Origin of the sequence: Pseudogulbenkiania subflava DSM 22618, from assembly GCF_900177275.1 — a bacterium.
Lineage (GTDB): Bacteria > Pseudomonadota > Gammaproteobacteria > Burkholderiales > Chromobacteriaceae > Pseudogulbenkiania > Pseudogulbenkiania subflava.
On record NZ_FXAG01000012.1, the window covers coordinates 104433 to 130859 of the forward strand.

At 62.7% G+C, this 26427-nt stretch carries 21 protein-coding genes and 1 pseudogene; 9 read left to right on the top strand and 13 right to left on the bottom strand.

What is annotated here, in order from left to right; all coding sequences use genetic code 11:
* Positions 1–164: 164 nt before the first annotated feature.
* From B9N72_RS21435 to B9N72_RS12185, 5 genes and pseudogenes are all read right to left on the bottom strand, one after another.
* A pseudogene (locus tag B9N72_RS21435) lies at positions 165–325 on the bottom strand (IS110 family transposase); the annotation flags it as partial.
* Between the two features lie 143 nt (positions 326–468).
* Positions 469–1839 (bottom strand): NAD(P)(+) transhydrogenase (Re/Si-specific) subunit beta, encoded by a 1371-nt coding sequence (locus B9N72_RS12170; RefSeq protein ID WP_085276666.1) that lies wholly within the window; start codon positions 1837–1839, stop codon positions 469–471.
* 9 nt (positions 1840–1848) lie between these two features.
* Positions 1849–2145 carry a proton-translocating transhydrogenase family protein gene (locus B9N72_RS12175; protein WP_085276667.1) on the bottom strand — a complete coding sequence of 99 codons (297 nt, stop codon included), beginning with the start codon at positions 2143–2145 and terminating at the stop codon, positions 1849–1851.
* Between the two features lie 17 nt (positions 2146–2162).
* The gene (locus B9N72_RS12180) at positions 2163–3323 is read right to left on the bottom strand and encodes a Re/Si-specific NAD(P)(+) transhydrogenase subunit alpha (RefSeq protein WP_085276668.1); all 1161 of its coding nucleotides are present in this window, start codon (positions 3321–3323) and stop codon (positions 2163–2165) included.
* A 230-nt stretch (positions 3324–3553) separates the two neighbouring features.
* The gene (locus B9N72_RS12185; RefSeq protein ID WP_085276669.1) at positions 3554–4309 is read right to left on the bottom strand and encodes a sulfite exporter TauE/SafE family protein; all 756 of its coding nucleotides are present in this window, start codon (positions 4307–4309) and stop codon (positions 3554–3556) included.
* 200 nt (positions 4310–4509) lie between these two features.
* On the opposite strand from B9N72_RS12185, the gene ugpQ reads away from it, so the two are divergent.
* The gene (gene ugpQ / locus B9N72_RS12190) at positions 4510–5256 is read left to right on the top strand and encodes a glycerophosphodiester phosphodiesterase (RefSeq protein ID WP_085276670.1); all 747 of its coding nucleotides are present in this window, start codon (positions 4510–4512) and stop codon (positions 5254–5256) included.
* A gap of 145 nt (positions 5257–5401) precedes the next feature.
* On the opposite strand, the gene glpD is transcribed toward ugpQ, so the two are convergent.
* Positions 5402–6901, bottom strand: coding sequence for a glycerol-3-phosphate dehydrogenase (gene glpD, locus B9N72_RS12195; RefSeq protein ID WP_085276671.1), 1500 nt, complete (start codon positions 6899–6901; stop codon positions 5402–5404).
* 245 nt (positions 6902–7146) lie between these two features.
* Between glpD and B9N72_RS12200 the strand changes: the two genes are divergently transcribed.
* Positions 7147–9777 carry a sensor domain-containing diguanylate cyclase gene (locus B9N72_RS12200; RefSeq protein ID WP_085276672.1) on the top strand — a complete coding sequence of 877 codons (2631 nt, stop codon included), beginning with the start codon at positions 7147–7149 and terminating at the stop codon, positions 9775–9777.
* On the opposite strand, the gene mnmE is transcribed toward B9N72_RS12200, so the two are convergent.
* The 5 genes from mnmE to rpmH all read right to left on the bottom strand — a co-directional run bounded on the left by mnmE (position 9736) and on the right by rpmH (position 13993).
* Positions 9736–11088: a tRNA uridine-5-carboxymethylaminomethyl(34) synthesis GTPase MnmE gene (gene mnmE / locus B9N72_RS12205; RefSeq protein ID WP_085276673.1), complete on the bottom strand. Its 1353-nt coding sequence runs from the start codon at positions 11086–11088 to the stop codon at positions 9736–9738. The genes B9N72_RS12200 and mnmE overlap by 42 nt on opposite strands.
* Positions 11089–11631: 543 nt before the next feature.
* Complete coding sequence (yidC, locus tag B9N72_RS12210; RefSeq protein WP_085276674.1) at positions 11632–13284, bottom strand: membrane protein insertase YidC; 1653 nt, start codon at positions 13282–13284, stop codon at positions 11632–11634.
* 23 nt (positions 13285–13307) lie between these two features.
* Positions 13308–13517: a membrane protein insertion efficiency factor YidD gene (gene yidD / locus B9N72_RS12215; RefSeq protein ID WP_008955800.1), complete on the bottom strand. Its 210-nt coding sequence runs from the start codon at positions 13515–13517 to the stop codon at positions 13308–13310.
* A complete protein-coding gene (gene rnpA, locus B9N72_RS12220; protein ID WP_081455972.1) occupies positions 13493–13855 on the bottom strand; it encodes a ribonuclease P protein component in 363 nt (120 codons plus the stop codon). Before rnpA ends, yidD begins: the two co-directional genes overlap by 25 nt.
* 3 nt (positions 13856–13858) lie before the next feature.
* The gene (gene rpmH / locus B9N72_RS12225; protein ID WP_008955801.1) at positions 13859–13993 is read right to left on the bottom strand and encodes a 50S ribosomal protein L34; all 135 of its coding nucleotides are present in this window, start codon (positions 13991–13993) and stop codon (positions 13859–13861) included.
* Positions 13994–14328: 335 nt separating this feature from the next.
* Between rpmH and dnaA the strand changes: the two genes are divergently transcribed.
* From dnaA to gyrB, 3 genes are all read left to right on the top strand, one after another.
* Complete coding sequence (gene dnaA, locus B9N72_RS12230; protein ID WP_085276675.1) at positions 14329–15729, top strand: chromosomal replication initiator protein DnaA; 1401 nt, start codon at positions 14329–14331, stop codon at positions 15727–15729.
* Positions 15730–15750: 21 nt separating this feature from the next.
* On the top strand, positions 15751–16857 hold the full coding sequence (dnaN, locus tag B9N72_RS12235) for a DNA polymerase III subunit beta (protein WP_085276676.1): 1107 nt from the start codon (positions 15751–15753) through the stop codon (positions 16855–16857).
* Between the two features lie 98 nt (positions 16858–16955).
* Entirely contained in the window at positions 16956–19346 is a 2391-nt protein-coding gene (gene gyrB / locus B9N72_RS12240; protein WP_085276677.1) for a DNA topoisomerase (ATP-hydrolyzing) subunit B, read from the top strand.
* Between the two features lie 270 nt (positions 19347–19616).
* Here gyrB and B9N72_RS12245 read toward each other — a convergent pair whose 3' ends face one another.
* Positions 19617–20438: a hypothetical protein gene (locus B9N72_RS12245; protein WP_159453040.1), complete on the bottom strand. Its 822-nt coding sequence runs from the start codon at positions 20436–20438 to the stop codon at positions 19617–19619.
* A 512-nt stretch (positions 20439–20950) separates the two neighbouring features.
* The gene (locus B9N72_RS12250) at positions 20951–21679 is read right to left on the bottom strand and encodes a hypothetical protein (protein ID WP_085276679.1); all 729 of its coding nucleotides are present in this window, start codon (positions 21677–21679) and stop codon (positions 20951–20953) included.
* 247 nt (positions 21680–21926) lie between these two features.
* On the opposite strand from B9N72_RS12250, the gene B9N72_RS21095 reads away from it, so the two are divergent.
* From B9N72_RS21095 to B9N72_RS12265, 4 genes are all read left to right on the top strand, one after another.
* Entirely contained in the window at positions 21927–22202 is a 276-nt protein-coding gene (locus tag B9N72_RS21095) for a hypothetical protein (RefSeq protein WP_159453041.1), read from the top strand.
* A complete protein-coding gene (gene istB, locus B9N72_RS12255) occupies positions 22192–22929 on the top strand; it encodes an IS21-like element helper ATPase IstB (protein ID WP_085276683.1) in 738 nt (245 codons plus the stop codon). The genes B9N72_RS21095 and istB overlap by 11 nt, the downstream gene beginning before the upstream one ends.
* 289 nt (positions 22930–23218) lie before the next feature.
* The gene (locus B9N72_RS12260) at positions 23219–24301 is read left to right on the top strand and encodes a cytochrome-c peroxidase (protein WP_085276684.1); all 1083 of its coding nucleotides are present in this window, start codon (positions 23219–23221) and stop codon (positions 24299–24301) included.
* A gap of 492 nt (positions 24302–24793) precedes the next feature.
* The coding region (locus tag B9N72_RS12265) for an Ig-like domain-containing protein (RefSeq protein ID WP_143477824.1) at positions 24794–26427 on the top strand (1634 nt) is incomplete at its 3' end.

Genomic DNA, 26427 nt, shown 5'->3' on the forward strand with positions numbered 1-26427 from the left:
GACTGTTTTGTTGGTCAGGTTGTCCGTCAGGCCGTGGGCCGGTGGTCATCATCAGTGTCTGCCGTCGCAAAAGCAGGCCTTCATTCGCCGCCGGGATGCTCCACGGCGGTTTTGCTTCTAAACCGAGGTGCCGGGCTGTGGGCGATGCTAGACCTTGGCGACTATTCCATCACAATGCGGCAGGCGGTTTGGTGAGAAAGGAACTCGATCAGGCCACTTCGGGTGAACTGTCGCTCGAACACCGGATTGTCGCAGGCATCGTCTTCTCCCAGGTGGAAGCGGTGTGTTTGCCAATATCCAGTCCGAACAAAGCGGTGGCCGCCATGACCGATCTTCTCGCCAGAAAAGAAAAACCGCCCTGGTCAGCATAGCCTGCAGGGCGGTTTGATTCAGCTCGACCTTCTCCGTAACCACCCTGCCGTTACCGGCCGGGCGGTCGAGTGCGTCAAGGTTGGCCGAAGGCCGGCGTTAATGCGCCACGCTCTTCACCAGGTCCTCGACCACCTTCTTGGCGTCGCCGAACACCATCATGGTCTTGTCCATGTAGAACAGCTCGTTGTCCAGACCGGCGTAGCCGGCGTTCATCGAGCGCTTCACCACGATCACCGTGCGTGCCTTGTGCGCCTCCAGGATCGGCATGCCGTAGATCGGGCTCGCCTTGTCCTTCTGCGCCGCCGGGTTCACCACGTCGTTGGCGCCGATCACCAGCACCACGTCGGTGTTGGAGAAGTCGGAGTTGATCTCCTCCATCTCCTGCACCTGCTCGTACGGCACCTCGGCTTCGGCCAGCAGCACGTTCATGTGCCCCGGCATGCGCCCCGCCACCGGGTGGATGGCGTAGCGCACCTTGACCCCGGCTTCGTGCAGCAGCTCGGCGAACTCCTGCAGCGCGTGCTGCGCGCGCGACACCGCCAGGCCGTAGCCCGGCACGATGATCACGGAGTCGGCGTTGCTCATCAGGAAGCCGGCATCCTCGGCCGAGCCCGACTTGTAGTTCTTCGGACCGGACGCGCCCGCCGCCGCCGCGGCCGGTTCGGCGCCGAAGCCGCCCAGCAGCACGCTCACGATCGAGCGGTTCATCGCCTTGCACATGATGTAGGACAGGATCGCACCGGACGAGCCGACGCAGGCGCCGGCGATGATCAGCACCGGGTTGTTCAGCGTGAAGCCGATGCCCGCCGCCGCCCAGCCCGAGTACGAGTTCAGCATCGACACCACCACCGGCATGTCGGCGCCGCCGATCGGGATGATCAGCGTCACGCCCAGCACCAGCGCCACCGCCACCATCGCCAGGAAGGCGGCGTGGCTGTCGCTGACGAAGTAGACGATGCCGAAGCCCACCATGGCGATCGCCAGCAGCAGGTTAAGCAGATGCTGGCCGCTAAACGACACCGCCTTGGAGCCGAACTTGCCCGACAGCTTGCCGAACGCCACCACCGAGGCGGTGAAGGTGATCGCGCCGATGAAGGCGCCGATGAACAGCTCCACCTTCTGCACCGGGGTATGCTCCACCCCGCTGTGGAAGATCGCCGCCACCGCGATCAGCACCGCCGAGAGGCCGACCAGCGAGTGCATCGCCGCCACCAGCTCTGGCATGCCGGTCATCTGCACGGTCTTGGCGCGCCACGCCCCGATCACCGCGCCACCGGCAATGGCCGCGCCGATCAGCGCCAGCACCGGCTTGTCCATGATCAGGAAGGTGGTGACCACGGCGATCAGCATGCCCACCATGCCGTACAGGTTGCCGCGCAGGGCGGAAACGGGGCTGGACAGCCCCTTCAACGCGAGGATGAACAGCACCGCCGCGATCAGGTAGAGGATTGCAGAGATATTTTCCATGGCGGCTCCTTACTTTTTCTTCTTCTTGAACATGTCGAGCATGCGCTGGGTCACCAGGAAGCCGCCGAAGATGTTGATGCTGGCCAGGAAGATGCCGATGGCGCCGAGTACGGACGTCAGGGTGAGGGTTTCACCGTTGATGTCCACCACCTGCAGCAGCGCACCGACCACGATGATGCCCGAGATGGCGTTGGTCACCGCCATCAGCGGGGTGTGCAGCGCCGGCGTGACGTTCCACACCACGTGATAGCCGACGAACACGGCCAGCACGAACACGGTCAGACTGGTGATGAAAGGATCGATCATGATGCTCTCCCGGAAGGTCAGGCCCGCGTCGCGGCCGGCTGGGCGGCGGCGGACGGGGAGGAAGTTTGGCCGAAGCGCACCGCGCCGTCGTGGGTGATCAGCGTGGCGGCTAGCAGGTCGTCTTCCAGGTTGAGGGTGAAACCGTCCTTGCTCAGCATCAGCGACAGGAAGGTCAGCAGGTTGCGCGCGTACAGGTTGGAGGCGTCCGCCGCCACCAGCGCCGGCAGGTTGGTGGTGCCGACCACGGTCACGCCGTTGTCGGTCACGCTCACCTCGCCCGGCACCGTCAGCGCGCAGTTGCCGCCGGCTTCCGCCGCGATGTCGATGATCACCGAACCCGGCTTCATCCCCCGCACCACCTCGGCGCTGATCAGCTGCGGCGCCTTCTTGCCCGGAATCAGGGCGGTGGTGATGATGATGTCCGCCGCCATGGCGTGCTTGGTCACCAGCTCCGCCTGGCGGCGCTTGTAGTCGTCCGACATCTCCTTGGCGTAGACGCCGTCGCTGGCCGCCTTCTCCTCGTCGGTCATCGGCACCTCGATGAACTTGGCGCCGAGCGACTCCACCTGCTCCTTGGTGGACGGGCGCACGTCGGTCGCCTCCACCACCGCGCCCAGGCGCTTGGCGGTGGCGATGGCCTGCAGCCCCGCCACGCCCACGCCCATGATCAGCACGCGCGCCGGCTTCACGGTGCCGGCGGCGGTCATCAGCATCGGCATGAAGCGCGGGTAGTAGTGCGTGGCCAAGAGCACCGCGCGGTAGCCGGCGATGTTGTTTTGGCTAGAGAGCACGTCCATGCTCTGCGCGCGCGTGGTGCGCGGCAACAGCTCCATGGCGAAGGCCGACAGCTTCTTGGCCGCCATGGCCGCCAGATGCGGGTTGGCGTAGGGGTTCATCAGCGAGACGACGGTGGCGCCGGTCTTGAACTCGGCGATCTCGTCGGCCTCGGGCGGGCGCACCTTCAGTACGATGTCGGCGGACGACAGCGCTGCCGCGCGGCTGGCGGCCAGGCTGGCCCCCGCCTCGGCATAGGCCGCATCGGGGACGGCGGACAGGCGTCCGGCCCCCGACTCGACGACCACGGTGTGACCCATGGCGACGAGTTTCTTCACCGTTTCCGGTGTAGCGGCCACGCGCGCCTCGCCAGCCAGACGTTCGGCCGGGATTGCGATCTGCATGGTCAGTTCCTCAGTTGTGTGAAAAGCGTTAGTAAAGACGGCAAACGGCTGTTTTCCCCGAAGATTAAACAGCCGTTCGTTTTATCTTTATGTATTTATTTGTTATTAAGCGTAGCGCTTTTATACTTTTGCGACAAATTTTGCGGAAAACTTGTCCACTGTCAATGCGACTTTAGGCCTCCCGGATTGCGCCGGCATGTCAGGCGCCGCTGTCAATCCGACTCCAGGCGTCACCCCAGCATGTCGTAGGCGAACTTGCCGATCAGCCCGGTCACCAGGATCAGGAACAACACCCGCACCAGCCCGGCCCCGCCCTTGATGGCAATGCGGCTCCCCACCTGGGCGCCGACGATGTTCGACAACGCCATCGGAATGCTCACCGCGTACAGAATGTTGCCGGTGGTGACAAAAAACGACAGTGCCGCGATGTTGGTCGCCAGGTTCACCACCTTGGCCGCGGCCGAGGCGTGCAGAAAGTCGAAGGCGAAACAGCGCACGAACAGGAAGATCAGGAACGTCCCGGTACCCGGCCCGAAAATCCCGTCGTAGAAGCCGATGCCGCCGCCGATCAGCAGCGCCAGCCGCTTCTCCCGCGCGGTGATCGCCGTCGGCTTGTGCAGCCGCCCCAGATCCTTCTTCTTCAAGGTATACAACGCCATCGCGATCAACAGCACCAGCACCACCGGCTTCATCACCTGCTTCGGCACGTGGCTCGCCGCGGTGGCGCCGACGAACGACAGCAGGAAGGCTGCGCCGGTGGCCGGCAGAATCAGCCCCCACGCCATCCTCACCCGTGTCACGAAGCTGCGCGTGGCGCTGGCGGTACCGAATACCGAGGCGAACTTGTTGGTGCCCAGCAGCGTGGCCGGGGCCTGCGTCGGCAAACCGTTGAACAGCGCGGGCAGCTGGATCAGTCCACCGCCACCAACGGCCGAATCGATCATCCCGGCAAAAAACGCCATCAGGCACAGAAAAACCATTTCCATTGGGCTATTTCTTCTATTTGTTGCGCCGCACAAACTATGATGACAGTAACTTTTTGTCACACGAGCTGTAAAGCAGGGTTTACGATTAAGGGGAAACGCGAGAACGTGAAGCATAATCGATTCCAACGTTTTTCACGTTGGGCCGGTAATGAGCCGCTTGTCATGCCGCCCGTCATCCCGATCGAGGTACCGAAGTGACCATGCCGTTATGGCCCTATCCGCTGGTATTCGCCCATCGTCTGGGCGGGGCGCTGGCACCGGAAAACACCCTGGCCGGCTTGCTGATCGCGACACGGCTGGGCGTGCGCGCGGTGGAGTGCGACGTCAAACTGTCGGCCGACGGCGAGCCGTTCCTGCTGCACGACGACACCCTGCAGCGCACCACCAACGGTGCCGGCCCGGCCCGCGCGCTGACGTTGGCGCAGCTGCGCGAACTGGACGCCGGCAGCCGCTTCCATGCCGCCTTCGCCGGCGAAGCGTTGCCGTTGTTGGAGGAACTGGCCACGCTGTGCCGCAGTGGCGGTATTCAGGTCAACCTCGAGATCAAGCCCTGCCCGGGGCACGAGGCCGAGACCGGGCGCGTGGTCGCCCGCGCGGCGCGGCGGCTATGGCAGCGCGCCGCGGTGCCGCCACTGCTGTCGTCGTTCTCTGCCGAGGCACTGCACGCCGCCCGTGCCGCGGCACCGGAACTGCCGCGCGGCCTGCTGTTCGACAGGGTGCCGGCCAACTGGCGCGCCCAGCTCGATGCCGTCGGCGCCCTGGCGCTGCACTGCCACCACGCCAGCCTCAACCTGGAGTTGGTCGAATCCATCCACAGCGCCGGCTACGCCGTCATGGCCTACACCGTGAACGACGTCATGGAAGCGCGGCTGCTGCAGTCCTGGGGGGTCGACATGCTGTGCACCGACAGGCCGGACCGGCTGGGCGAGCTGCAAAGCCGGGTCTAGTCCATCCCATTAGGTGGCTGCGCCTTCGCATCTTGAGCGCTGGCGGTGCTCAGCCATGATCCTCATGTACTGCATGACCATTCCGGTTCCTGTGCTCCGGCAGCACTCAACCTGCCTTGGCTCGCTCACCTACTGGAATGGACTTTCAGCCCATCCCCAGCCCCGCATAGCGCGTCTCCCACGCATCAGCGAAAGCCTGCCGCTCGGCCGCGCTCATCGCCAGCCCGCACTTGCTGCGGCGCCACAGCACGTCCTCGGGTAGGCGCGCCCACTCCTCCCTGATCAGGTATTCCACCTCGCGCTGATACAGCCCGCCGCCATGGTCGGTGCCGAGGTCGGCCAGCGCCGTCGCGCCGTGCAGCACCCGCTCGATCAGGCTGCCGTGGCGTTGCAGCAGCGCCGTCAGCAGTTTTGCCGGCAGCCAGGGATAACGCTGTGCCAGCTGGTGCCGGTAGGCGCTCAGCGTCAGTGTCGGCAAGACGCCGCCGGGCAGCGCCGGGGGCGGCTCGTCCGGCAGCTCCAGGTCGAAGCGGCTGGCCAGCCGCGCCAGCGCGGCGCGTGCCAGCTGGCGATGCGTGGTGAGCTTGCCGCCAAACACCGACAACAGCGGCACGTCGCTGCCGTCGAGTTCCAGATGGTAGTCGCGCGTCACCGCCGTGGCGCTGGGCGAACCGTCGTCGAACAACGGCCTCACCCCGGCAAAGCTCCACACCACGTCCTGCGGCCGGATCGGGCGCAGGAAATACTCGTTCACCACGCCGCACAGGTAGTCGATCTCTTCCGCGCTCGCCGCCAGCGTCGCCGGGTCGCCGTCGAACGGCACGTCGGTGGTGCCGATCAGGGTGTAGTCGCCATACGGCAGCACGAACACCACGCGGCGGTCGCCGTTTTGCAGCAGGTAGGCGTGCTCGCCCTCGTAGCAGCGCGGCACCACGATGTGGCTGCCCTTGACCAGCCGCAGCCGGGAGCGCCCGGCATGGCCCAGGGTGGTTTCCAGCACCCGCTCCACCCACGGCCCGGCGGCGTTGACCAGCGCGCTCGCCGTCACCGTGAGCGGCGCGCCCGAAGGGTCGGTCAGGCGCGCCAGCCAGCCCGCCTCGCTGCGGCAGGCGCCGTCCAGGCGGGTATGGGTCAGCACGTCGGCGCCGTACTCGCGTGCTTGCATCGCATTGAGCACCACCAGCCGGGCATCGTCGACCCAGCAGTCGGCGTAGCTGAAGCCGGTGTGGTAGAACGGGCGCAGCGGCGCGCCGGCCGGATGCTCGGCCAGCGTCAGGCGCTGGCTGGCCGGCAGCTGCTCGCGGCTGCCGAGGTGGTCGTACAGCAACAGCCCGAGGCGGATCATCCACACCGGGCGCAGCGCCTTGTGATGCGGCAGGATGAAGGTCAGCGGGCGGATGATGTGCGGCGCCATCGCCAGCAGCACCTCGCGCTCCGCCAGCGCCTCGCGCACCAGGCGGAACTCGCCGTACTCCAGGTACCGCAGGCCGCCGTGGATCAGCTTGCTCGACGCCGACGAGGTATGTGCCGCCAGGTCGTCCTGCTCCACCAGCAGCACCGAGAGCCCGCACTGGGCTGCCAGGTTGGCGATGCCACAGCCGTTGATGCCGCCGCCCACTACCAGCACATCGTAATGATCTCGCATCGCTGCCCCATCCCGTTTGGCTGTCCTGCTTTCAGCATACGACATGGTGCCGGACCGAGGGGCCACAGGTGGCCGATGACCCGGCGCGATGCGACGTCACAGCCAGGTAAAAATTTGTTCGGCATCTACTCATTCGGCATGGTGTCCGGTATTTTTCCGGTAGAATGTCGGGCACCATGGCACTCGTTGCGTCCCGGTGCCATTCCGGCTCATGCCCACTAACCCGACCCTAGTCCGACAACACCATGTGGAATGCTACCCGCCTGCGTCTGGCAGCGGCTCTCGTCGTGCTGGCCACCGTGCTGGCCCTGCCAGCCTACTGGTTGCGCCTGGAGCAGAACCACGACGCCTTGCGGGCGCAGGCGCTGCAGCTGAGCGCCCGGCACGCTGAGCAGATGGCGGCCGCGCTGGCCGACAGCCAGGCCGGTGCGCTGGCCAACGTCGACTTCGCGCTGCAGGGCCTGCGCGCGGAATACCTGGTGGCGCCGGGGCAGGTGGCGCTGCACGCCAGACAGATCATCGCCACCTTCCCGGCCGGCATGCTGCGCCAGATCGCCGTGATCAACGCCGACGGCTACCTCACCTACTCCAGTCTGAACGACGCGCTGCACGTCTACTTGGGTGACCGCGACCACTTCAAGGTGCATGCCATCAGCCGCACCGACCAGATCTACATCAGCAAGCCGGTGCTGGGGCGGGTGTCCCAGGCCTGGAGCATCCAGTTCTCGCGCCCGATGTACCGCGACGGCGAGTTCGCCGGGGTGATGGTGTTCTCGATAGCGCCGGACTTCTTCATCAACCGTTTTGGCGCGCTGCGCCTGGGGCCGAACGATACCTTGGCGCTGTTGCGCAGCGACGGCCGCTTCCTGGCGCGTAATCGGCTGCAGGACAAGGCGATGGGGCAGCCGTTCGACTTCAACGCGCCGTTCCGCGGCCCGTCCCCCGCCGCGCATGGCAGCTTCCGCCTGACTTCCACTCTCGACCACGTACCGCGCATCCACGCTTGGCAGCTGCTAGAGGTGTTCTCGCTGATCGCCGTGGTGGGTTTCGACGAGCGTGCCGTGCTGGCGCCGGTTGAGCGCACCATCGCCGCCAGCCGCGAGCAGAGCATGGTGGGGTCGCTGCTGCTGGCCGGCTGCGCCGCGGCCCTCGCGCTGCTGCTGTTGCGCCTGGCGCGTCAGCAGCACGCGCTGGACGAGAGCAAGGCGCGTTATAGCGGCCTGTTCGAGAACAACGCCGCCATCAAGCTGCTGGTCGACCCGGCCGGTGCCCGCATCATCGATGCCAACCCTGCCGCCGCCGAGTTCTACGGCTACCCGCGCGAGGTGCTGGCGCGGATGCGCCTGCCGCAGCTGATCTCGCTGCCGGCCGAGGTGCTGCAGCGGGAAATGGAGCGGGCGCTGTCCGGTGAGAGTGCCCGCTTCAGCTGCGTCCACCACCTCGCCAACGGCGAGCAGCGTCAGGTCGAGGTCTACACCGGGCCGGGCCCATTGGACGGCCGTAACCTGCTGCACTGTATCGTGCACGACGTCAGTTCCCGCCATGAACTGGCGCGGCGGCTGCGGCACAGCGAGGAACAACTCCAGGCCCTGTTCGACAGCGTAGCCATGGGGGTCGCCGTGGTCGACGCCGACGGCGCGGTGAGCGCCGCCAACCCGCTGGCGCGGCGCCTGCTGGGGCTCGACGAGGCGGGCTGGATGCGGCCCGAGCGCTGGCTGGTGCACCCGGACGGCACGCCGCTCGCCGCCGATCAGGCGCAAGGGCTGGCGGCAGTGCGCGACGCGGCCCCGCTCGAGCACGAACAGCTCGGCATCGCCAGCCATGGTGCCGGACCGCAGTGGCTGTCGCTCAGCGCCCGTCCGCTCGGTGGCGACGACCAGGGCCGGGCGCCCGCGGCGCTGCTGGCATTCAGCGACGTTTCGCCGCTGCTGGCGGGCCAGGCGGCGCAACGGCTGGCGCAGTCGGTGTTCGACGCTGCCAGCGAAGGCATCATGGTGACCGACCTCGACAGCGTGATCGTCACGGTCAACCACGCTTTCAGCCTGCGCAGCGGCTACAGCGCCGACGAGATCGTCGGTCACACCCCCGCCATGCTGGCCTCGGGCTGGCACGACGAGGCCTTCTACCGGACGTTGTGGCAACGTCTGCGCCAGGACGGCCATTGGGAGGGCGAGATCAACAACTGCCGCAAGAACGGCACGGTGCAGGCCGAGTGGCTGAAGATTTCGGTGCTGGCCGACGAACAGGGCCGGCCCAGCCACTACGTCGCGCTGTTCAGCGACATCTGCCCCGAGCGGCAGCGCCAGCAGGAAGCCTGGCAGCAGGCCCACTGCGACGCCCTGACCGGCCTGCCCAACCGCACCCTGCTGCTGGCCCGGACGTCGCGCGCCATGGCGCGCGCCGAGGCACACGGCCAGCGCGTCGCGCTGCTCTATCTCGATCTGGAACGCTTCCAGCCGATTGCTGCGCGTTACGGCGAAGAAGCCGGCGAGCAGCTGCTGCGCCAGGTCGGGCGGCGTCTGGAGAATGGCTTGCGCCCGCAGGATTGCGTGGCGCGGCTGGGGAGTGATGAATTCGCGGTCCTGCTGGCCGACCTGCCGCAGGACGCCACCGCCGTCGCCGAACGGGTGGAGCCGCTGCTGGCGCGGCTGGCCAATCCGTTCATGCTGGGCAAGCACCGTGTCGAGATCGCGCTACGCGTCGGCGTGGCGGTGTTTCCCAGCGACGGCAACGAGCCCGCCCCCCTGCTCGCCCGGGCCGAGTTGCTGTCCCGTTCCGGCGCACCGGGTGCCCCGCTGCTGCTGACGGCGGGCAGCCCGCCGGGCCGGGGGGGCTTACTTGCCGATGCAGAAGCGGCTGAAGATCACCCCGAGTAGATCGTCCGGGGTAAATTCGCCGGTGACTTCCGACAGCGCGTGCTGCGCCAGGCGCAGCTCCTCGGCGAACAGCTCCACCTGCTGCCACACCGTCTCGGCCAGCGCCAGGTGCTCGGCGGCACGGCGGATGGCGTCGAGGTGGCGTTCGCGCGCCAGGAACACCCCTTCGCTGGCGCCGCGGTAGCCGATCATCTCCAGCAGCTTGGCGCGCAGCAGCTCCACCCCGGCCAGGGTGCGCGCCGACAGCCGCACCACCGGATGGCCGTCTTCTTCGGCCAACCCCGGCACTTCGCCCGACAGATCCACCTTGTTGAACACGAACACACGCGGCAGGCGTTCCGGCAACTTGGCCAGGATGGCGCTCACTTCGGCGCCCACCCCCTCGCGGCTGTCCACCAGCACCAGCACCAGATCGGCACGCTCCACCGCCTGCCAGGTTCGCTCGATGCCGATCTTCTCCACCACGTCGTCGGTGTCGCGCAGGCCGGCGGTATCGATCACGTGCACCGGCACGCCGTCGATGACGATCTCCTCGCGCAGCGTGTCGCGCGTGGTGCCGGCGATGTCGGTGACGATGGCGACGTCGTCGCCCGCCAGCGCGTTCAGCAGCGACGACTTGCCGACGTTGGGCTGGCCCACCAGCACCACGTGCATGCCCTCGCGCAGGATCGCGCCCTGGCGCGCCGTGGCCTGCACCTGGGTGAGCCGGGCGCGGAGCCCGCCGAGCTTGCCGCGCGCGTCGGCGGCCTCGAGAAAATCAATCTCCTCGTCCGGGAAATCGAGCGTCGCCTCCACCAGCATCCTGAGCGTGATCAGCTCGTCCACCAGCTGGTGGATCTCGTGCGAGAACGCCCCCTTGAGCGACTTGAGCGCACTCTTCGCCGCCGTCTCGCTGGACGCGTCGATCAGGTCGGCCACGCTCTCGGCCTGCGCCAGATCGAGCTTGTCGTTGAGGAAGGCGCGCTTGGTGAATTCGCCCGGCTCGGCCAGCCGCGCTCCCAGTTCGAGGCAGCGCGAGAGCAGCATGTTGAGCACCACCGGCCCGCCGTGGCCCTGCAGCTCCAGCACGTCCTCGCCGGTGAACGAGTTCGGGCCGGGGAAGTACAGCATCAGGCCGTTATCGATGGCCGTGCCGTCGGCGGCGACGAAGTCGCTGTAGGTGGCGTAGCGCGGCTGCGGGGTCTTGCCGCCCGAGATGGCCTGGGCAAACGGCAGCAACCCACGGCCGGAGACGCGGATGACGCCGACGCCGCCACGGCCGGGAGCGGTGGCGATGGCGCAGATGGTGGTCGGAGTGTAGGCAAGCGACATGGTGGCGGTCCTGCGGCTAAGGCGGAATAACGGAAAAGTCTGGCCGAAACGGTCTCTGAGTCCATCCCATTAGGCGGCTGCGCCTTCGCAGCTTGAGCGCCGGCAGTACTGCGTGCGAATCTATCGCTGAACAAATCGAAGATTTGCACGCAGTGATTCGCTCAGCGATCAGGAATCCTCATGTACTCCGTGTACATTCCGGTTCCTGTGCGCTGGCGGCACTCAACCTGCTTTGGCTCGCTCGCCTACTGAAATAGACTTTTCTTAGACCGCTTCGGCCAAGCTTTTCTCTGGCGGGTAATGTAAAGGGTGCCAGGAAAAAAGCCCGGCCATCAAGGCCGGGCTTATCATCGGGTTCAAGAAACGGCTCAGAACCAATCCACGATCTTGCTGCGCGTCCCTGATCGGGGCTCATGTGCACTGCGTGCGAATCTATTGATTCGCTCAGCGATCGGAAATCCTCATGTACTGTGTGTACATTCCGGTTTCTGCGCTGCTCTTCACCCCGCTGAGGGCCGCTCGCGACAGATCGTGAACAGGTTCTTAGGACTGCAGTGCCAGTTTCCGGGCCTTCTCGATCTGCTTGTTGATGTACCACTGCTGCGCGATCGACAGCACGTTGTTCACCACCCAGTACAGCACCAGACCGGCCGGGAAGAAGAAGAACATCGCCGAGAACGCCAGCGGCATGATCTTCATCATCTTCGCCTGCATCGGGTCGGCCGGCGGCGGGTTCAGGAAGGTCTGCAGGAACATGGTGATGGCCATGATCGCCGGCAACACGTAGAACGGGTCCGGGCGGGCCAGATCGTTGATCCACAGCGTCCACGGCGCCTGGCGCAGCTCGACCGAAGCCAGCAGCGACCAGTACAGGCCGATGAACACCGGAATCTGGATCACCATCGGCAGGCAGCCGCCGAGCGGGTTCACCTTCTCGCTCTTGTACATCTCCATCACGGCCTGCTGCATCTTCATGCGGTCGTCGCCGTACTGCTCCTTCAGGCGTTCCAGACGCGGCGCCAGCGCCTTCATCTTGCCCATCGAGCGGTACGAGGCGGCGGTCAGCGGGTAGAACAGCGCCTTCACGGTCAGCGTCAGCAGGATGATGGCCCAGCCCCAGTTGCTCACCAGCGCGTGCAGCTTGGTCAGCAGCCAGAACAGCGGCGAGGCGAAGATGTGCACCCAGCCGTAGTCCTTGGCGTACTCCATGCCATCGGCCACCTTGGTGATGATGTCGAACTCTTCCGGACCGGCGTACAGCGGCACGGTGATCGAGCGGCTGGCACCCGGCGCGATGGCCGGCAGATCCACCAGCGTAGCGGCGGAGAACAGACCGTTGCTGCCCTTCAGCTCGAAGCGGCACGGCTGGCCGGCGGCGCACACGCTCTGGCTGCCCAGCGGCTTGATGATCCAGGCGCTCATGAAGTAGTGCTGCAGCATCGACACCCAGCCATTGTCGGCGCTCTTGACGTAGTCACCCTTGCCCTTGGTCAGATCGTCGAACGACACCTTCTGGAACTTGCCGTCGGTGGTGTACACCGCCGGGCCGGTGAAGGTGCTGGCAAAGCGGCCTTCGCCTTCCGGCTTCTGGCCGTCGCGCAGCAGACGGAAGTAGGCGGTCGGGGCGACCGGCGCGCTGCCGCTGTTGCTGATGTCGTAACGCACGTCGATGTCGTAGGCGCCCTTCTTGAAGGTGTACACCTTGCTCACCTTCACACCGTTGGCTTCCGGCGCGGTCAGCTTCACTTCCAGCTTGTCGCCGCTCATCTGGTAGCTGGTCTTCTCGGCCGTGAACACGGTCTTGTGCGTCGGCAGCGCCGGGTTGGAGGCGGCCACCAGACCGGTTTGCGCCACGTACACGCGGCCGCCCTTGTCGGTGAACAGCTCGAACGGCTTGCTGGCGTCCTCGGCAGCGTTGTGCTTCAGCAGATCCAGGCGACGCAGGTCACCCCCCACGGTATCAATCTCCGCCTTGTAGAGGTCGGTGCTGACCGTGATGCGCTGGCCCGACGTCAGCTTGGCGGCATCAGCCGGCTGGGCTGCCGCGCTCGGGGCGGCCGGGGCTCCCGGCGCACCCGCCGTCGTCTGGCTCTTGGCCAGCTGCTGCGGGGTCGGTTTGGGCGCAAAATACTCCTGCCAGAGCAGCAGGATGCTCATGGACAGAACGATGAAAATGATCAGTCGTTTGGAATCCATCTCTCGATTACCGGGAAAGGTGGTCAGGGAACCGGGTCGTAGCCGCTGCCACCCCAGGGGTGACAGCGCGAAATACGCCGAACAGCCAGCCAGCCGCCCTTGCAGGCGCCATGTTTCTTCACCGCCTCGATCGCGTAGCCGGAACAGGTCGGCACATAGCGGCAGCGCGGCGCGAGCCACGGGCTGATGGCGACCTGGTAGCAACGGATCAGGAAGATGAAGAGGCGTGACATCGGGCTAGTTTACCAAAGAGTGAGGACAACGCCGTGACAGCTTCGGTGCGCGTCTCGCGGTCGAACACGAGGCGGGAACGCACCACGTAATCGAAGGAGCCGAGCGTCTGCTGATTCAGGCGGAACCACTCTCGAACGGTGCGCTTGATGTAATTACGGCGATACGCCCGCTTGGCGACCTTCTTGCCGACCACGAGACCGAGTCGCGGGCGGTTAAGACCGTTGGGGCGGGCGTATACCTGAAAATAGGGATTGCTGCGCGCTTGCCGCAAACTAAAAACGGATGAAAATTCATCCGTTTTCAACAGCCGGTGCGCACGGCGAAAGCGAAAGGCCAAAACTTACACGGCCAGACGCTTGCGACCCTTGGCGCGGCGGGCGGCCAGAACGGCGCGACCACCACGGGTCTTGGAGCGTACGAGGAAGCCGTGGGTGCGCTTGCGGCGCGTGGTCGAAGGCTGGTAAGTGCGTTTCATGATTCGGTGTTCCTATTTCGAAACGAGGAAATAAACGCGTGATTTCACAAGAAAACCCCGGCTTTGTCAATCGCTAATTTTTTCTCTCCCTGTGGATAACTTTCCGGAAAACTATTAGAATGTCAAAACTTAGCGCCCCCCACCCGCTGCGTAAGAATTGAACAGAAACCTTCCCCCTGCGGGCAAGGTTAGCCGCTCCGGCTGGGAGGATGCGCCTCTGCGCCATGCCGAACACTGACCGCCGCGCCGCCCACGAGGCCCTGGCACGGCGGTATCTCCCGCCTTCGCGACAACGGACAACGGCGGGATTTTTTGCTTTTTATTGCGTGTACTTAATGACCGAACTGGATCAATTCTGGCCTGCGTGCCTCGCTCGCCTCGAGGGCGAACTGTCTTCACAGCAGTTCAACACCTGGATCAAGCCGCTGGCCGCCGAACTCACCGAGGACGGCGTGCAGCTGTTGGCTCCCAACCGCTTCATCATGCAGTTCATCAAAGACCGTTTCCTCGGCCGCATCGAGGAACTGGCGGTGGAGCTGATGGGCGAGGTGCCGGTCGAACTGCGCCTGGGCAGCCCCAACGCCGCCCCGGTGGCGGTGCCGGCCAAGCCGGCCGCCCCGAGCGGCAAGAGCGCACCGGCCGGCGGCGCGGCTCCGGCCGTGGCCACCCCGGCCAAGCAGGCGGCGGTCAAGGCCATCGGCGGCGGGCACGAAAGCACCCGGCTCAACCCGGCGTTCACCTTCGATACCCTGGTGACCGGTAAGGGCAACCAGTTGGCGCGCGCCGCGGCGATGCAGATCGCCGAGAACCCTGGCGACCAGGCCTACAACCCGCTGTTTGTGTACGGCGGCGTCGGCCTCGGTAAAACCCACTTGATCCAGGCCATCGGCAACCACGTCTATCAGAAGAACCCGCAGGCCAAGATCCGCTACATCCACGCCGAACGCTACGTGGCCGACATCATGCGCGCCTACCAGCACAAGGCCTTCGACGAGTTCAAGCGCTACTACCACTCGCTCGACCTGCTGCTGATCGACGACATCCAGTTCTTCGCGGGCAAGAACCGCACCATGGAAGAATTCTTCTACGCCTTCAACGCCCTGCTGGAAAGCGGCAAGCAGGTCATCATGACCTGCGACACCTACCCCAAGCAGATCGAAGGCATGGACGAGCGCCTGATTTCCCGTTTCAGCTGGGGGCTGACGGTGGAAATCCAGCCGCCGGAGCTGGAAATGCGCGTCGCCATTCTGATGAAGAAAGCCGAGGCCGACAGCATCAAGCTCGACCACACCGTCGCCTTCTTCATCGCCCAGAACGTGCGCTCCAACGTGCGCGAACTGGAAGGCGCCCTGAAGCGCGTGGTGGCCTACGCCCGCTTCACCAACCAGAGCATCTCGCTGGAACTGGTCAAGGAAGCGCTGAAAGACATCCTCGCCGCCGGCAATCGCCAGGTGACGGTGGACGCCATCCAGAAGACCGTGGCCGAGTACTACAAGATCAAGCTGGGCGACATGCACAGCAAGAAGCGCAGCCGCGACATCGCCCGGCCGCGCCAGATCGCCATGGCGCTGGCCAAGGAGCTGACCCAGCTCTCGCTGCCCAACATCGGCGACGCTTTCGGCGGGCGTGACCACACCACGGTGCTGCACGCCTGCAAGACCATCGCGGAGATGCGCGGCAGTGACGCCGACATCGCGCACGATTACGATACCCTGCTGCAAATGCTGCGCAATTAATACCTTTCGGGAGCCTGGAACATGCTGATTCTGCAAGCTGAACGCGATGCCCTGCTGAAACCGCTGCTGGCGGTGACGGGGATTGTCGAGCGTCGCCACACGCTGCCCATCCTGTCCAACGTGCTGATCGAGAAAAAGGACGGCGCGGTGGGCTTTCTGGCCACCGACCTGGAAATCCAGATCACCACCGCCAGCGCCGAAACCCTGCCGGGCGAGTCGTTCCGCCTGACCACCTCGGCCAAGAAGCTGCAGGACATCCTGCGCGCCATTCCCGGCAACTCCACCGTGTCGCTGGAGCAGCAGGACAACCGCCTGACGCTGAAAGCCGGCAAGAGCCGCTTCAACCTGCAGACCCTGCCGGCCGAAGACTTCCCGCTGTTGTCGGTCAACGGCACGCCGGAAGCCACCTTCAGCCTGCCGCAGAAAGAACTCAAGCGCCTGATCTCGCAGGTGCAGTACAGCATGGCCGTGCAGGACATCCGCTACTACCTGAACGGCCTGTTGATGCAGACCGACGACAACCAGGTGCGCCTGGTCGCCACCGACGGTCACCGCCTGGCCTTCGCCGCCGCCGAAATCGACACCTCGTTGCCCAAGGCCGAGGTGATCCTGCCGCGCAAGACCATCATCGAACTCTACAAGCTGCTGCAGGATAGCGACGAGCCCATCACCATCGAAGTGCTGGCCAACCAGGTGCGCTTCACCTTCGGCTCCACCGTCATCATCAGCAAGGTGGTGGACGGCAAGTTCCCCGACTACAACCGCGTCATCCCGCTGGACAACGACAAACTGTTCCTGATCGACCGCCTCACCTTCCTGCACGCGCTGCAGCGCGCCGCCATTCTCGCCAACGAGAAATTCCGCGGCGTGCGCCTGGTGCTCAAGCCGGGCAGCCTGTCCATCCTGTGTACCAACAGCGAACAGGAAGAAGCCGAAGAAGAGCTGGAAATCGACTACGGCGGCGGCGAGCTGGAGATCGGCTTCAACATCAACTACCTGCTGGACGTGCTCACCAACCTGCCGGCCGACACCCTGCAGCTGGCCTTTGGCGACGCCAACCGCAGCACGCTGGTGACCATTCCGGACTACAGCCAGTTCAAGTACATCGTGATGCCGATGCGCATCTAACGCGGTTTCGGCCGGCCTCGGGCATCACCGGGTTGGCCGAAGACGAAGGCGGGGGCCTCCCCCGCCGGTGACACCTGCCACACGACAGAGAAGGTTTTATGAGCGAACAGGAATACGGCGCAGACAGCATCAAGGTTCTCAAGGGTCTGGATGCCGTACGCAAGCGCCCGGGCATGTACATTGGCGATACCCAGGACGGCACCGGCCTGCACCACATGGTGTTCGAGGTGCTGGACAACGCCATCGACGAAGCGCTGGCGGGTCACGCCGACACCATCAAGGTCACCATCAACCCGGACAACTCCATCTCGGTGGAAGATAACGGTCGCGGCATCCCGACCGACATCCACCCGGAAGAAGGCCGCTCCGCCGCCGAAGTGATCATGACCGTGCTGCACGCCGGCGGTAAGTTCGACAGCAACAGCTACAAGATCTCCGGCGGCCTGCACGGCGTCGGCGTCTCGGTGGTCAACGCCCTGTCCGACTGGCTGCGCCTGAAGATCTGGCGTGACGGCAAGGTGCACGAAATGGAATTCCGCCGCGGCGAAGCGGTGGCCCCGCTCACCGTCACCGGCCACAGCACCTATCGCGGCACCGAAGTCACCTTCCACGCCAGCGAAGAAACCTTCGGCAAGATCGAATACCACTTCGACATCCTCGCCAAGCGCATCCGCGAACTGTCGTTCCTCAACCAGGGCGTGGCCATCACTCTGATCGACAAGTGCAGCGGCAAGGAAGAGAACTTCGCCTACTCCGGCGGCGTGGCCGGCTTCGTCGAATACATGAACCGCAACAAGACCGCCCTGCACCCCAAGGTGTTCCACGCCATTGGCGAAAAGGAAGGCATGACGGTCGAAGTGGCGATGCAATGGAACGACTCCTACCAGGAATCGGTACAGTGCTTCACCAACAACATCCCGCAGCGTGACGGCGGCAGCCACCTCACCGCCCTGCGCCAGGTGATGACCCGTACCCTCAACGGCTACATCGAAGCGTCGGAAGTCGCCAAGAAGGCCAAGGTCGACACCTCCGGCGACGACATGCGCGAAGGCCTCACCTGCGTGCTCTCCGTCAAGCTGCCCGACCCGAAATTCAGCAGCCAGACCAAGGACAAGCTGGTCTCCAGCGAGATCGGCCCGGTAGTCAACGAAGTGATCAGCGATGCGCTGAAAACCTTCCTGCTGGAAAACCCCAACGACGCCAAGATCATCTGCGGCAAGATCGTCGACGCCGCCCGCGCCCGCGAAGCCGCGCGCAAGGCCCGCGAGATCACCCGCCGCAAGGGCATCATGGACGGCTTGGGCCTGCCCGGCAAACTGGCCGACTGCCAGGAAAAAGACCCAGCCATGTCCGAACTCTACCTGGTCGAGGGTGACTCCGCCGGCGGCTCCGCCAAGCAAGGCCGCGACCGCAAGTTCCAGGCCATCCTGCCGCTCAAGGGCAAGATCCTCAACGTCGAGCGCGCCCGCTTTGACAAGATGCTGGCCAGCCAGGAAGTCGCCACCCTGATCACCGCGCTCGGCTGCGGCATCGGCAAGGACGAATACAACCCGGACAAGCTGCGCTACCACCGCATCATCATCATGACCGATGCCGACGTGGACGGCGCGCACATCCGCACCCTGCTGCTCACCTTCTTCTATCGCCAGACGCCGGAACTGGTCGAGCGCGGCCACATCTACATCGCCCAGCCGCCGCTCTACAAGGCCAAGCACGGCAAGCAGGAACGCTACCTCAAGGACGACTACGAGCTCGACCAGTACCTGCTGCAGCTCGCGCTCGACAAGGCCGAGCTGATGCCGGCCGAAGGCGAAGCCGCCCTCTCCGGCGACACCCTGGCCGAAGTGGCGCGCCAGTTCCTGCTCGCCCGCGCCGTGATCGAACGCGAAAGCCGCGTGGTCGACCCCCTGGTGCTGCAAGCCATGCTCAAGGTCGGCCGCCTGTCGCTCGACACCGAGCACGACGCCCGCGCCACCATCGCCGCGCTCACCGCCACGCTGCCGGCCGAGTTCATCCAGCTCGACCTGCTGCACGACGAGAAGAACGACGGCTGGATGATCAAGATCACCCGCAAGCTGCACGGCAACGTGCTGGTGACCGTGCTCGACCAGGACTTCCTCGACTCCGGCGACTACGCCGAACTCGCCAAGACCGGCGACCTGCTCAAGGGCCTGCTGCGCGAAGGCTCCTACGCCAAACGCGGCGAAACCATCAAACCGGTGGCCGACTTCGGCGAAGCGCTCGACTGGCTGCTGGCCGAAGTGCGCAAGGGCATGAACATCCAGCGCTACAAAGGCTTGGGCGAGATGAACCCGGGACAGCTGTGGGAAACCACCATGGACCCGACCGTGCGCCGCCTGCTCAAGGTGAAGATCGAAGACGTGATGGGCGCCGACGACGTGTTCACTACGCTGATGGGCGACAACGTCGAACCGCGTAGGGCGTTCATTGAGGGGAATGCGCTGATTGCGCGGAATATTGATGTGTAAACATGTAGGATCCCACGAATATCTAGATTTTTCCCACTTTTCTAGATTTTTGGGATTCTGCGCTCTGCACTCAGCTTAGCAAATGGCCTCCAGGTTTGGAGGCCATTTTTCATTTCATGGTAACCAACGGGAGTTGAAACTGGAGTAGCTGCAGGATCGCTTGTCGGTCTTAATGAACGATCTCCCCGGTTGAGACGATGTCGGCTACTAGAGGAGAACTTGACATTCAGAAACTGGACTTGTAGGTCCGTATCTTGGCTAACAGAACTATCATTTCTTTTGTGCCTGCATGTTGGTTGCCTTAGCCATCGCCTGCACGAACTCTTGTGTCTGTATGTATTCCAAGAGCCACTTATTGTAGGGGGTACGGGTTAGCGTGCTCGTCCTAGCATCAATGATGACTACTTCACCCTCCAGCTCCGTGGCCGAAAAACCATCTGCTGGGGTAATGCAGAAGCCGGCAATAGATCCGAAAAGAATTACCGCAGAAATTATTTTGTTGCCCATTCGAAAACAGGTTAGCGCATGTTCATTGGGCCTTGCACGTGCCAGAGTAGGGATGATGTCAATATTCGTACCTCCGCCCAAGCCGGTAGCCCGAATCATATCTTCAGTTTCGGCGTGGATAGCCGCACGATAAATTTCACCGCTACGAGACTGAATGGCGTCGTCGCCAAAGATACAGACGGTCATCAGGTACGCAATTTTTCTGATCTCTTTGTGGATGATCTTGAGGTTGCCCTCCAAGCTGAGAGAGAGCTGCGGATTCGGCTCTGATACCGTCTCGCCGACTTCGACCTGTCGGCCTTTGCGGGCGTTGTCCTGCTGGAATTGCTTCATGAGTTTTTCGGTGGCGTCTCCGAAACCACGGACGCCCTTAACAACACCGTTTTCATCAACATCGACCGGTTTCGTAAAGCGGACATTGACCCCTGCTTGTCCGAGAGTCGCTACCACCTCCTCACCGCTACTGGTGACCACTCCCTCAAGCTTTGCACTGACGAATCCGGAGCGGGATTTAACTCCCTGCGTAGCGGCAAGTAAGCGCATGAGCGGGTCATTTATTGCAGGGGAGTCGATGAGTTCGTTCATCTTTGTGTTCTCCGCTTCGTCGGCGGGAACGGTGAAACTCTCTGGGGCGCCGAATGCGTAGGGCAGGATATGCTCCCCATTCGTATTGGAAATTTCAGCAAGCGGCTTAACGGAATATGGACAGAGAGTCTGTTTCATTGGGGGGGTTAAGCGGGATGGTGACAAACCACTAGCATATCAAAAATGAATAAAACATTTTGCACATGAGATCGAATTAGACTCAGGCCCACTGATTTACTGCTATGGCGGAACCATCTTCTGCTGGCCAATTTTAGTCAATGTCCCTTCAGTAGTGAGAAGCGGACAAGCGAATGTGCTTTTCCCGAGCTGGCGACGGGTCGTTCCTGGCGGGATGCTGCCAAGTGACTCCCGATGCCCAGGTTAAGCACACCGCCGTCTATAAGAACCGTCTACGCACCAGTCAAGGCCAGGACAGGGTCTGTCATGCAACAGATGCGCTTCGCACGGGCTACGAGCTCTGCCGGTCCTTATGCTGGTCGGCGTATCGCAGTTCAGTTCACGGCTGAAGGCAAAGGGATTTTCGACAACGTCTCCTCAGGATATGCGACCTCCTGTTTCACTCGCGTCCATTCTGTCTTGAGGATTGTTTGGGTCAATTCCTCCGACTGTTGCACCAGTTCTTGCATCGCGATAATGTACACCGCTGTCGAGCCCATTTCCTGAACCTGGGCACTTGCGACTGCAGTCATATTCTTGCGGATGTCGTTGAGGTAGTGTCGCAACGTGATGTGGTCTGGCTCTTTGGGGTTGAGCCGAAGCCGTAAGCGAATATGACGCTCTTGGTGCTGTCGATCAAGTTCGCCATTCGACTTCGAGAACTCATGTCTTGCAGACGTCATGGTCCGGATCTGCTCCTCTTTTGTCAGAAGCTGGTCGTTCTTTATTTCCTGGATCCTCGCTCGCAGTGCGTCCCACTTCCACACGACTTCCTGAGACTGCGCAAGGTGGGTGGCGACATCCGAGCGCAATTCATCAATCCATTTCTGGCGCTTGTCTGCGATAAAGGACGCGGTAGCACGATTGGTAACGAGCCGCTGGACTGCTAGGGTGTCTTGCCCCTGGGCAAGTGTTCTCTTCGCATTTCGCAGGCTCACCCGCGCGGCAATAAGAGCAGCAATCAGGGAGCCGGCAATGGTGAGAAGTACCCCTACAAAGGTGGCAAGTATTCCGACGATATTCGGGACATTTTTGAGGTATGCCCAGACGTTTGTGTAGGTCATGATCAATTTTCACTTCTGTTACCCCATCCGGGGCGAGGGCTAAAATATAGCCGAAGCGCCTTGCCGCTGGCAGCCAGACGCGGACTTATTGCAATTCGCGTGGGGTGTGCTTCTGGCGACGATCTAACTGCGACTGCTTGGTGGTGTAAAGCGGTCTTTCTCTTTGCTCCGTCGAATGCCTGCAACGGGTCGGAAGTGCCCATTTGATCTCCCCAGAAGCTGCCATCAGATAACCAGCAAATCTCCCTTGCTCAGTCTGAATGCCTGTGATCAGCTGGCGAAACTGGCGCGTCGCTATGGTGCAGAGGAACTGGAATCGGCTGCCAAACGGGCGATAGAAATCCGCTCATTGACCATCGCCAGCGTGCGCTCCCTGTTGGGTACCGGACGTTACCGCCGCCAGCAGAGGCTGGAACGGTCGGGTAGTCTGCCATTTCACACCAATGTGAGAGGTCCGGACTACTACACCGAGACCCCTCCGCCCTCGCAAATCAGCCGAGAGGAGAGCGATGATGCTAATTGAACAGACCATCGACATCATGCGCCAGCTTAGGCTGCACGGTATGGTCGAAAGCCTACTGCATCAGCAGGACAATCCCTCTCTTCAGGCATTAACCTTCGACGACCGCTTGGCCCTGATGGTGGAAGCGGAACGTCTGGCTCGTGATAATCGGCGACTTGCACGCTTACTGAAAGCAGCTCGGCTGAAAGTATTGGCCTCCCCCGAGGCGATTGACTACCGTGCCAGCCGAGGGCTGGATCGACAGCAACTCCAGACCCTGCTCGGGTGCGACTGGGTGCAGCGTAACCAGTGTCTGATTATCACTGGGCCAACCGGTGCCGGCAAAACATGGTTGGCATGTGCCTTGGGCCAGCAAGCTGCCCGAAAGGGTTTCCCTGTCCAATACCACCGTTTTAGCCGATTACTGGAGTCCTTTGAGATCGCCAGGGAGGATGGCAGCCTGCCGACACTACGGGCTGGGCTGGGTAGAATGAAACTGGTGATCCTGGACGATTGGGGGCTCTCGCCCTTGACGGCGATGATGCGACAGGACCTGCTAGAAATCATTGATGATCGGCTGGGGTGTGTCGCCTTGCTGATTACTGCTCAGCTCCCGGTTAATCGCTGGCATGACTATCTGGGGGAGCCCACCTTGGCCGACGCCATTTTGGACCGGCTGGTTCACAGTGCACACAGGATCGAGCTGAGGGGCGAGTCCATGCGGAAGCTTCAGGCAGACCAAAGCTAATTACAAGGAGTTGGAGCCATGGTGATATAGGTGGGGCATTGCCATGGTCTGCCATGGCTTTCTTGATTTTGTCATTACTCCTACATCAAGCACCTTCCTGGCGGGAGCGGAGTCAGCTCCCGCGTAATTCCGACGAAGTCCTAATCGTTATTGAAACGCCGGGCCCAGAATGCCGCACTATGATAATGAGGGAACAGTGGCATGGCTGGCCAGCCACGTCAGGGGAGGAAACGGCTCGTCCGCACCCTGTGACTTTGTGATGGAGAAATGCATTTCAAAGAGGGGGGGTATGGTCAAGGTCTGTTTTGTGCGACGGATACTGTGGGTCAGACTTGTCTTGGTCATCCCTTTTTGCCTAGCCCAAGAAACGACATTGTTGGGCTTGCCCCCTGTGCCCGCACCATCCGCCAATCCGCAGACGCCTGCAAAAATTGCGTTGGGCAAAACATTGTTCAACGACAAACGTCTCAGCGGAGACGGCTCCATCAGCTGTGCCAGTTGCCATCAGGCCGAAAAGGCCTTTGCTGACGGGCGGCCCTTGGCCAAAGGCATTGGCGGGCGTATTGGCTCACGCAATACACCAAGCCTACTCAATGCCGCCTACCTGACCAGTCAATTCTGGGACGGTCGGCGCGCCTCGCTGGAGGAGCAGGCCAAGGATCCCCTCGTCAATCCGCGTGAGCACGGCTTGACCGACCATGATCAGGTGCTGCGGATCATCCAGGCGAACACCCGCTACCCGGGTGATTTCCGGCGCGCCTTTGGTATTCGTCCTAGCCACCTTACGATCGACCATGTTGCTCAAGCCTTGGCCGCCTTCGTCCGCACGTTGGTTGCCGGCAACTCGCCGTTCGATCGCTATCTGTATGCCGGGCAAGGGGAGGCTCTGTCTGAGTCGGCCCGGCGTGGCCTGGCCTTGTTCCGTGGGCGGGCGCAGTGTGCAACCTGTCATGTCGTAGGACCTGAATACGCACTCTTTACCGATAACGGATTTCACCGCCTGGGGGTGGGGTTTCCCAAAATCGAACCTCGGCTGGCAGACATGGTACTGGGTGTCGCACGAGGGCGGGGCCAACCGGTGGACCAGGCGATTATCAGTGACGGGGAGATGGCAGAACTCGGGCGCTTCATGGTCACGTTCAACCCTGCGGATATTGGCCGGTTCAAAACGCCCAGTCTTCGCAACGTGGCCAACACGGCACCATACATGCACGACGGCAGTGTGCCCACACTATTCGAGGCGGTGGAGCGGGAAATCTATTACCGGGGCATTGAGACTGGGCGCCCCCTGATCCTCACCCCCCAAGAAAAATCCGATCTGGTCGACTTCCTGAAGTCACTCAGCAGTGAAACCCTTCCTCCATCGTCGTAATGCCGTCGGCTTCGGCGGCGCATCGTCGATACCAAGAACAGGGATGGACTGCCTCCTTCATACCCGAATTTCATTAGTCAATCTTATTTGACTTGTAAATTCTATTGGGCTAAGCCTAAGTCAATACTTGCAGGCCAAGTCTGCGATCACCCTCCAGCTGTCCGAAAAAGAACGAAGAATTCGGGAGGTCCTATGGCGCCCCACGCCGATGGTCAATTGTGCGAGCCTGATAGTGGCGGTTGTACCCACGAGACGGACGACCGCAAGGCAAGCGAAGCCTCCTGGCACACATTCCCGCATTTGAAATTCGACACTTGGCTTTCCTTGCAAATGGCTCTGTCTTTTCTTGGGCTGTTTTCCCTCTGTGTCTCGAGATGCGCTTGGCAAGCACTTCCGGTGAGGGGGAGGGACGGAGCTGACGGTCATGGCCGCATCATGAGGCGGTGGGGCATTCTCTCCGGATGGGGGCTGTGGCGGTTGGTGTGTGCGCTCATGCTGGCCACCGGCTTCGCTCCCATGGTCTTTGCCGGCCCGAACAAAGCGCCGTCGGTCAGCCTGACGGCCCCGGCCAACGGTGCCACGTTTACCGCACTTGCTACAATCACCCTCACAGCTACGGCGTCGGATCAGGATGGCACCGTCACCAAGGTTGAGTTTTTCAATGGCACTACGTTGCTGGGAACCAGTACAACGGCACCGTACAGTACCGTCTGGAATAATGTCGGGGAAGGCAGCTACACCCTGACTGCCAAGGCGACCGACAACGCGGGGGCCAGTACGACTTCTTCCGCAGTAACGATCACCGTCAATCCCCCCTTCAACAATGGTCCCATCAACCTGACCTATGACGAGTTGGGGCGGCTAGTCGGGCTCACTGATGGCATTGGCTCCACCGCAACGTATAACTACGATGCCCTGGGCAATATCGTTTCGATTGGGAGGACCGCCGTTGGCCAAGTCGCGATCATCGAGTTCACCCCCAACAACGGCCCGGTCGGAAGTACGGTGACAATCTCTGGAACGGGGTTCAGCACTACGCCAAACCAGAATACGGTCAAATTTAATGGGACGAACGCCGTCGTCAGTACGGCTAGCTCGACACAGCTCGTTGCCCAGGTTCCCGCTGGGGCCACCACGGGCCCCATCAACGTGGTGACACCGAATGGCAGCGCGACGAGCAGCACACCATTTACCGTGTCCGATTCGAATGCCCCAGCCATTACCAGCATCGCCCCTACCATCGGCCCAGTCGGCACTGCTGTGACCATCTCCGGGAGCCACTTCCAAACGGTTCCGAACAACAACAACGTAGAGTTCAACACCCGCCCGGCAGTAGTCACGTCCGCGACGGCAAGCAGCTTGGCCACCAGCATTGGGGCTAATGCCACCTCGGGTAAGGTTTCCGTGGCAACGCCTTATGGGAAGGCCGTCAGCACGCAGGATTTCTACGTGGTGCCGACTCCCTATGCAACATCTGACATTGAGGTGGCGGATCGTATAGCGATCGGCGATACCAAGACGGTGACCATCGGTAGTGCCGGGAAGAAAGCCCTGATCCTGTTCGATGCCATAGCAGGCCAACGAGTTGGTCTGCAGGTCAACAGCATGAGCTTTGCCAGCTGTGTCAACGTTCAGCTTACCCGCCCGGATGGTAGTACTGTGTATTCGGGCTGCATGGGCGTGGGCAGCCTGATTGACCCTCCCCCTATACTTCCTTACTCGGGGACGTATACGCTCTTCATCAACCCGGTGAACAACCAGACAGGCAGCATGACGTTTGTCCTTCCCAGTGTTCCTTCGGATGTTACGGGAACGATCACGGTGGACGGGCCGCCGGTCACCGTCACGACCACAGTCGCGGGTCAGAATGCCAACCTTACCTTCAGCGGCAGCGTGGGGCAGCGAGTGGCCTTGCAATCCACCAGTTCGACCTACACAGGGTGGGTGGATGTCTTCATCTACAAGCCCGCAGCGGATGGATCGGCCAGCACCAGCAACGGGGTTATCTACCAAGCGTGCTGTTGGGGGGGAGGCAACCTGACAGACCTACTGACCCTGCCGGTAGCGGGTATCTATACCATTGTTTTGAATCCAGAAGGGGCGGCTATCGGCAGCATGACGCTCAA

Excerpts from the sequence above, each read along its gene's own strand:
- B9N72_RS12170 (WP_085276666.1), bottom strand. The coding sequence starts at position 1,839 with ATGGAAAATATCTCTGCAATCCTCTACCTGATCGCGGCGGTGCTGTTC.
- B9N72_RS12175 (WP_085276667.1), bottom strand. The coding sequence starts at position 2,145 with ATGATCGATCCTTTCATCACCAGTCTGACCGTGTTCGTGCTGGCCGTG.
- B9N72_RS12180 (WP_085276668.1), bottom strand. The coding sequence starts at position 3,323 with ATGCAGATCGCAATCCCGGCCGAACGTCTGGCTGGCGAGGCGCGCGTG.
- B9N72_RS12185 (WP_085276669.1), bottom strand. The coding sequence starts at position 4,309 with ATGGAAATGGTTTTTCTGTGCCTGATGGCGTTTTTTGCCGGGATGATC.
- ugpQ (WP_085276670.1), top strand. The coding sequence starts at position 4,510 with ATGCCGTTATGGCCCTATCCGCTGGTATTCGCCCATCGTCTGGGCGGG.
- glpD (WP_085276671.1), bottom strand. The coding sequence starts at position 6,901 with ATGCGAGATCATTACGATGTGCTGGTAGTGGGCGGCGGCATCAACGGC.
- B9N72_RS12200 (WP_085276672.1), top strand. The coding sequence starts at position 7,147 with ATGTGGAATGCTACCCGCCTGCGTCTGGCAGCGGCTCTCGTCGTGCTG.
- mnmE (WP_085276673.1), bottom strand. The coding sequence starts at position 11,088 with ATGTCGCTTGCCTACACTCCGACCACCATCTGCGCCATCGCCACCGCT.
- yidC (WP_085276674.1), bottom strand. The coding sequence starts at position 13,284 with ATGGATTCCAAACGACTGATCATTTTCATCGTTCTGTCCATGAGCATC.
- yidD (WP_008955800.1), bottom strand. The coding sequence starts at position 13,517 with ATGTCACGCCTCTTCATCTTCCTGATCCGTTGCTACCAGGTCGCCATC.
- rpmH (WP_008955801.1), bottom strand. The coding sequence starts at position 13,993 with ATGAAACGCACTTACCAGCCTTCGACCACGCGCCGCAAGCGCACCCAC.
- dnaA (WP_085276675.1), top strand. The coding sequence starts at position 14,329 with ATGACCGAACTGGATCAATTCTGGCCTGCGTGCCTCGCTCGCCTCGAG.
- dnaN (WP_085276676.1), top strand. The coding sequence starts at position 15,751 with ATGCTGATTCTGCAAGCTGAACGCGATGCCCTGCTGAAACCGCTGCTG.
- gyrB (WP_085276677.1), top strand. The coding sequence starts at position 16,956 with ATGAGCGAACAGGAATACGGCGCAGACAGCATCAAGGTTCTCAAGGGT.
- B9N72_RS12245 (WP_159453040.1), bottom strand. The coding sequence starts at position 20,438 with ATGAACGAACTCATCGACTCCCCTGCAATAAATGACCCGCTCATGCGC.
- B9N72_RS12250 (WP_085276679.1), bottom strand. The coding sequence starts at position 21,679 with ATGACCTACACAAACGTCTGGGCATACCTCAAAAATGTCCCGAATATC.
- istB (WP_085276683.1), top strand. The coding sequence starts at position 22,192 with ATGCTAATTGAACAGACCATCGACATCATGCGCCAGCTTAGGCTGCAC.
- B9N72_RS12260 (WP_085276684.1), top strand. The coding sequence starts at position 23,219 with ATGGTCAAGGTCTGTTTTGTGCGACGGATACTGTGGGTCAGACTTGTC.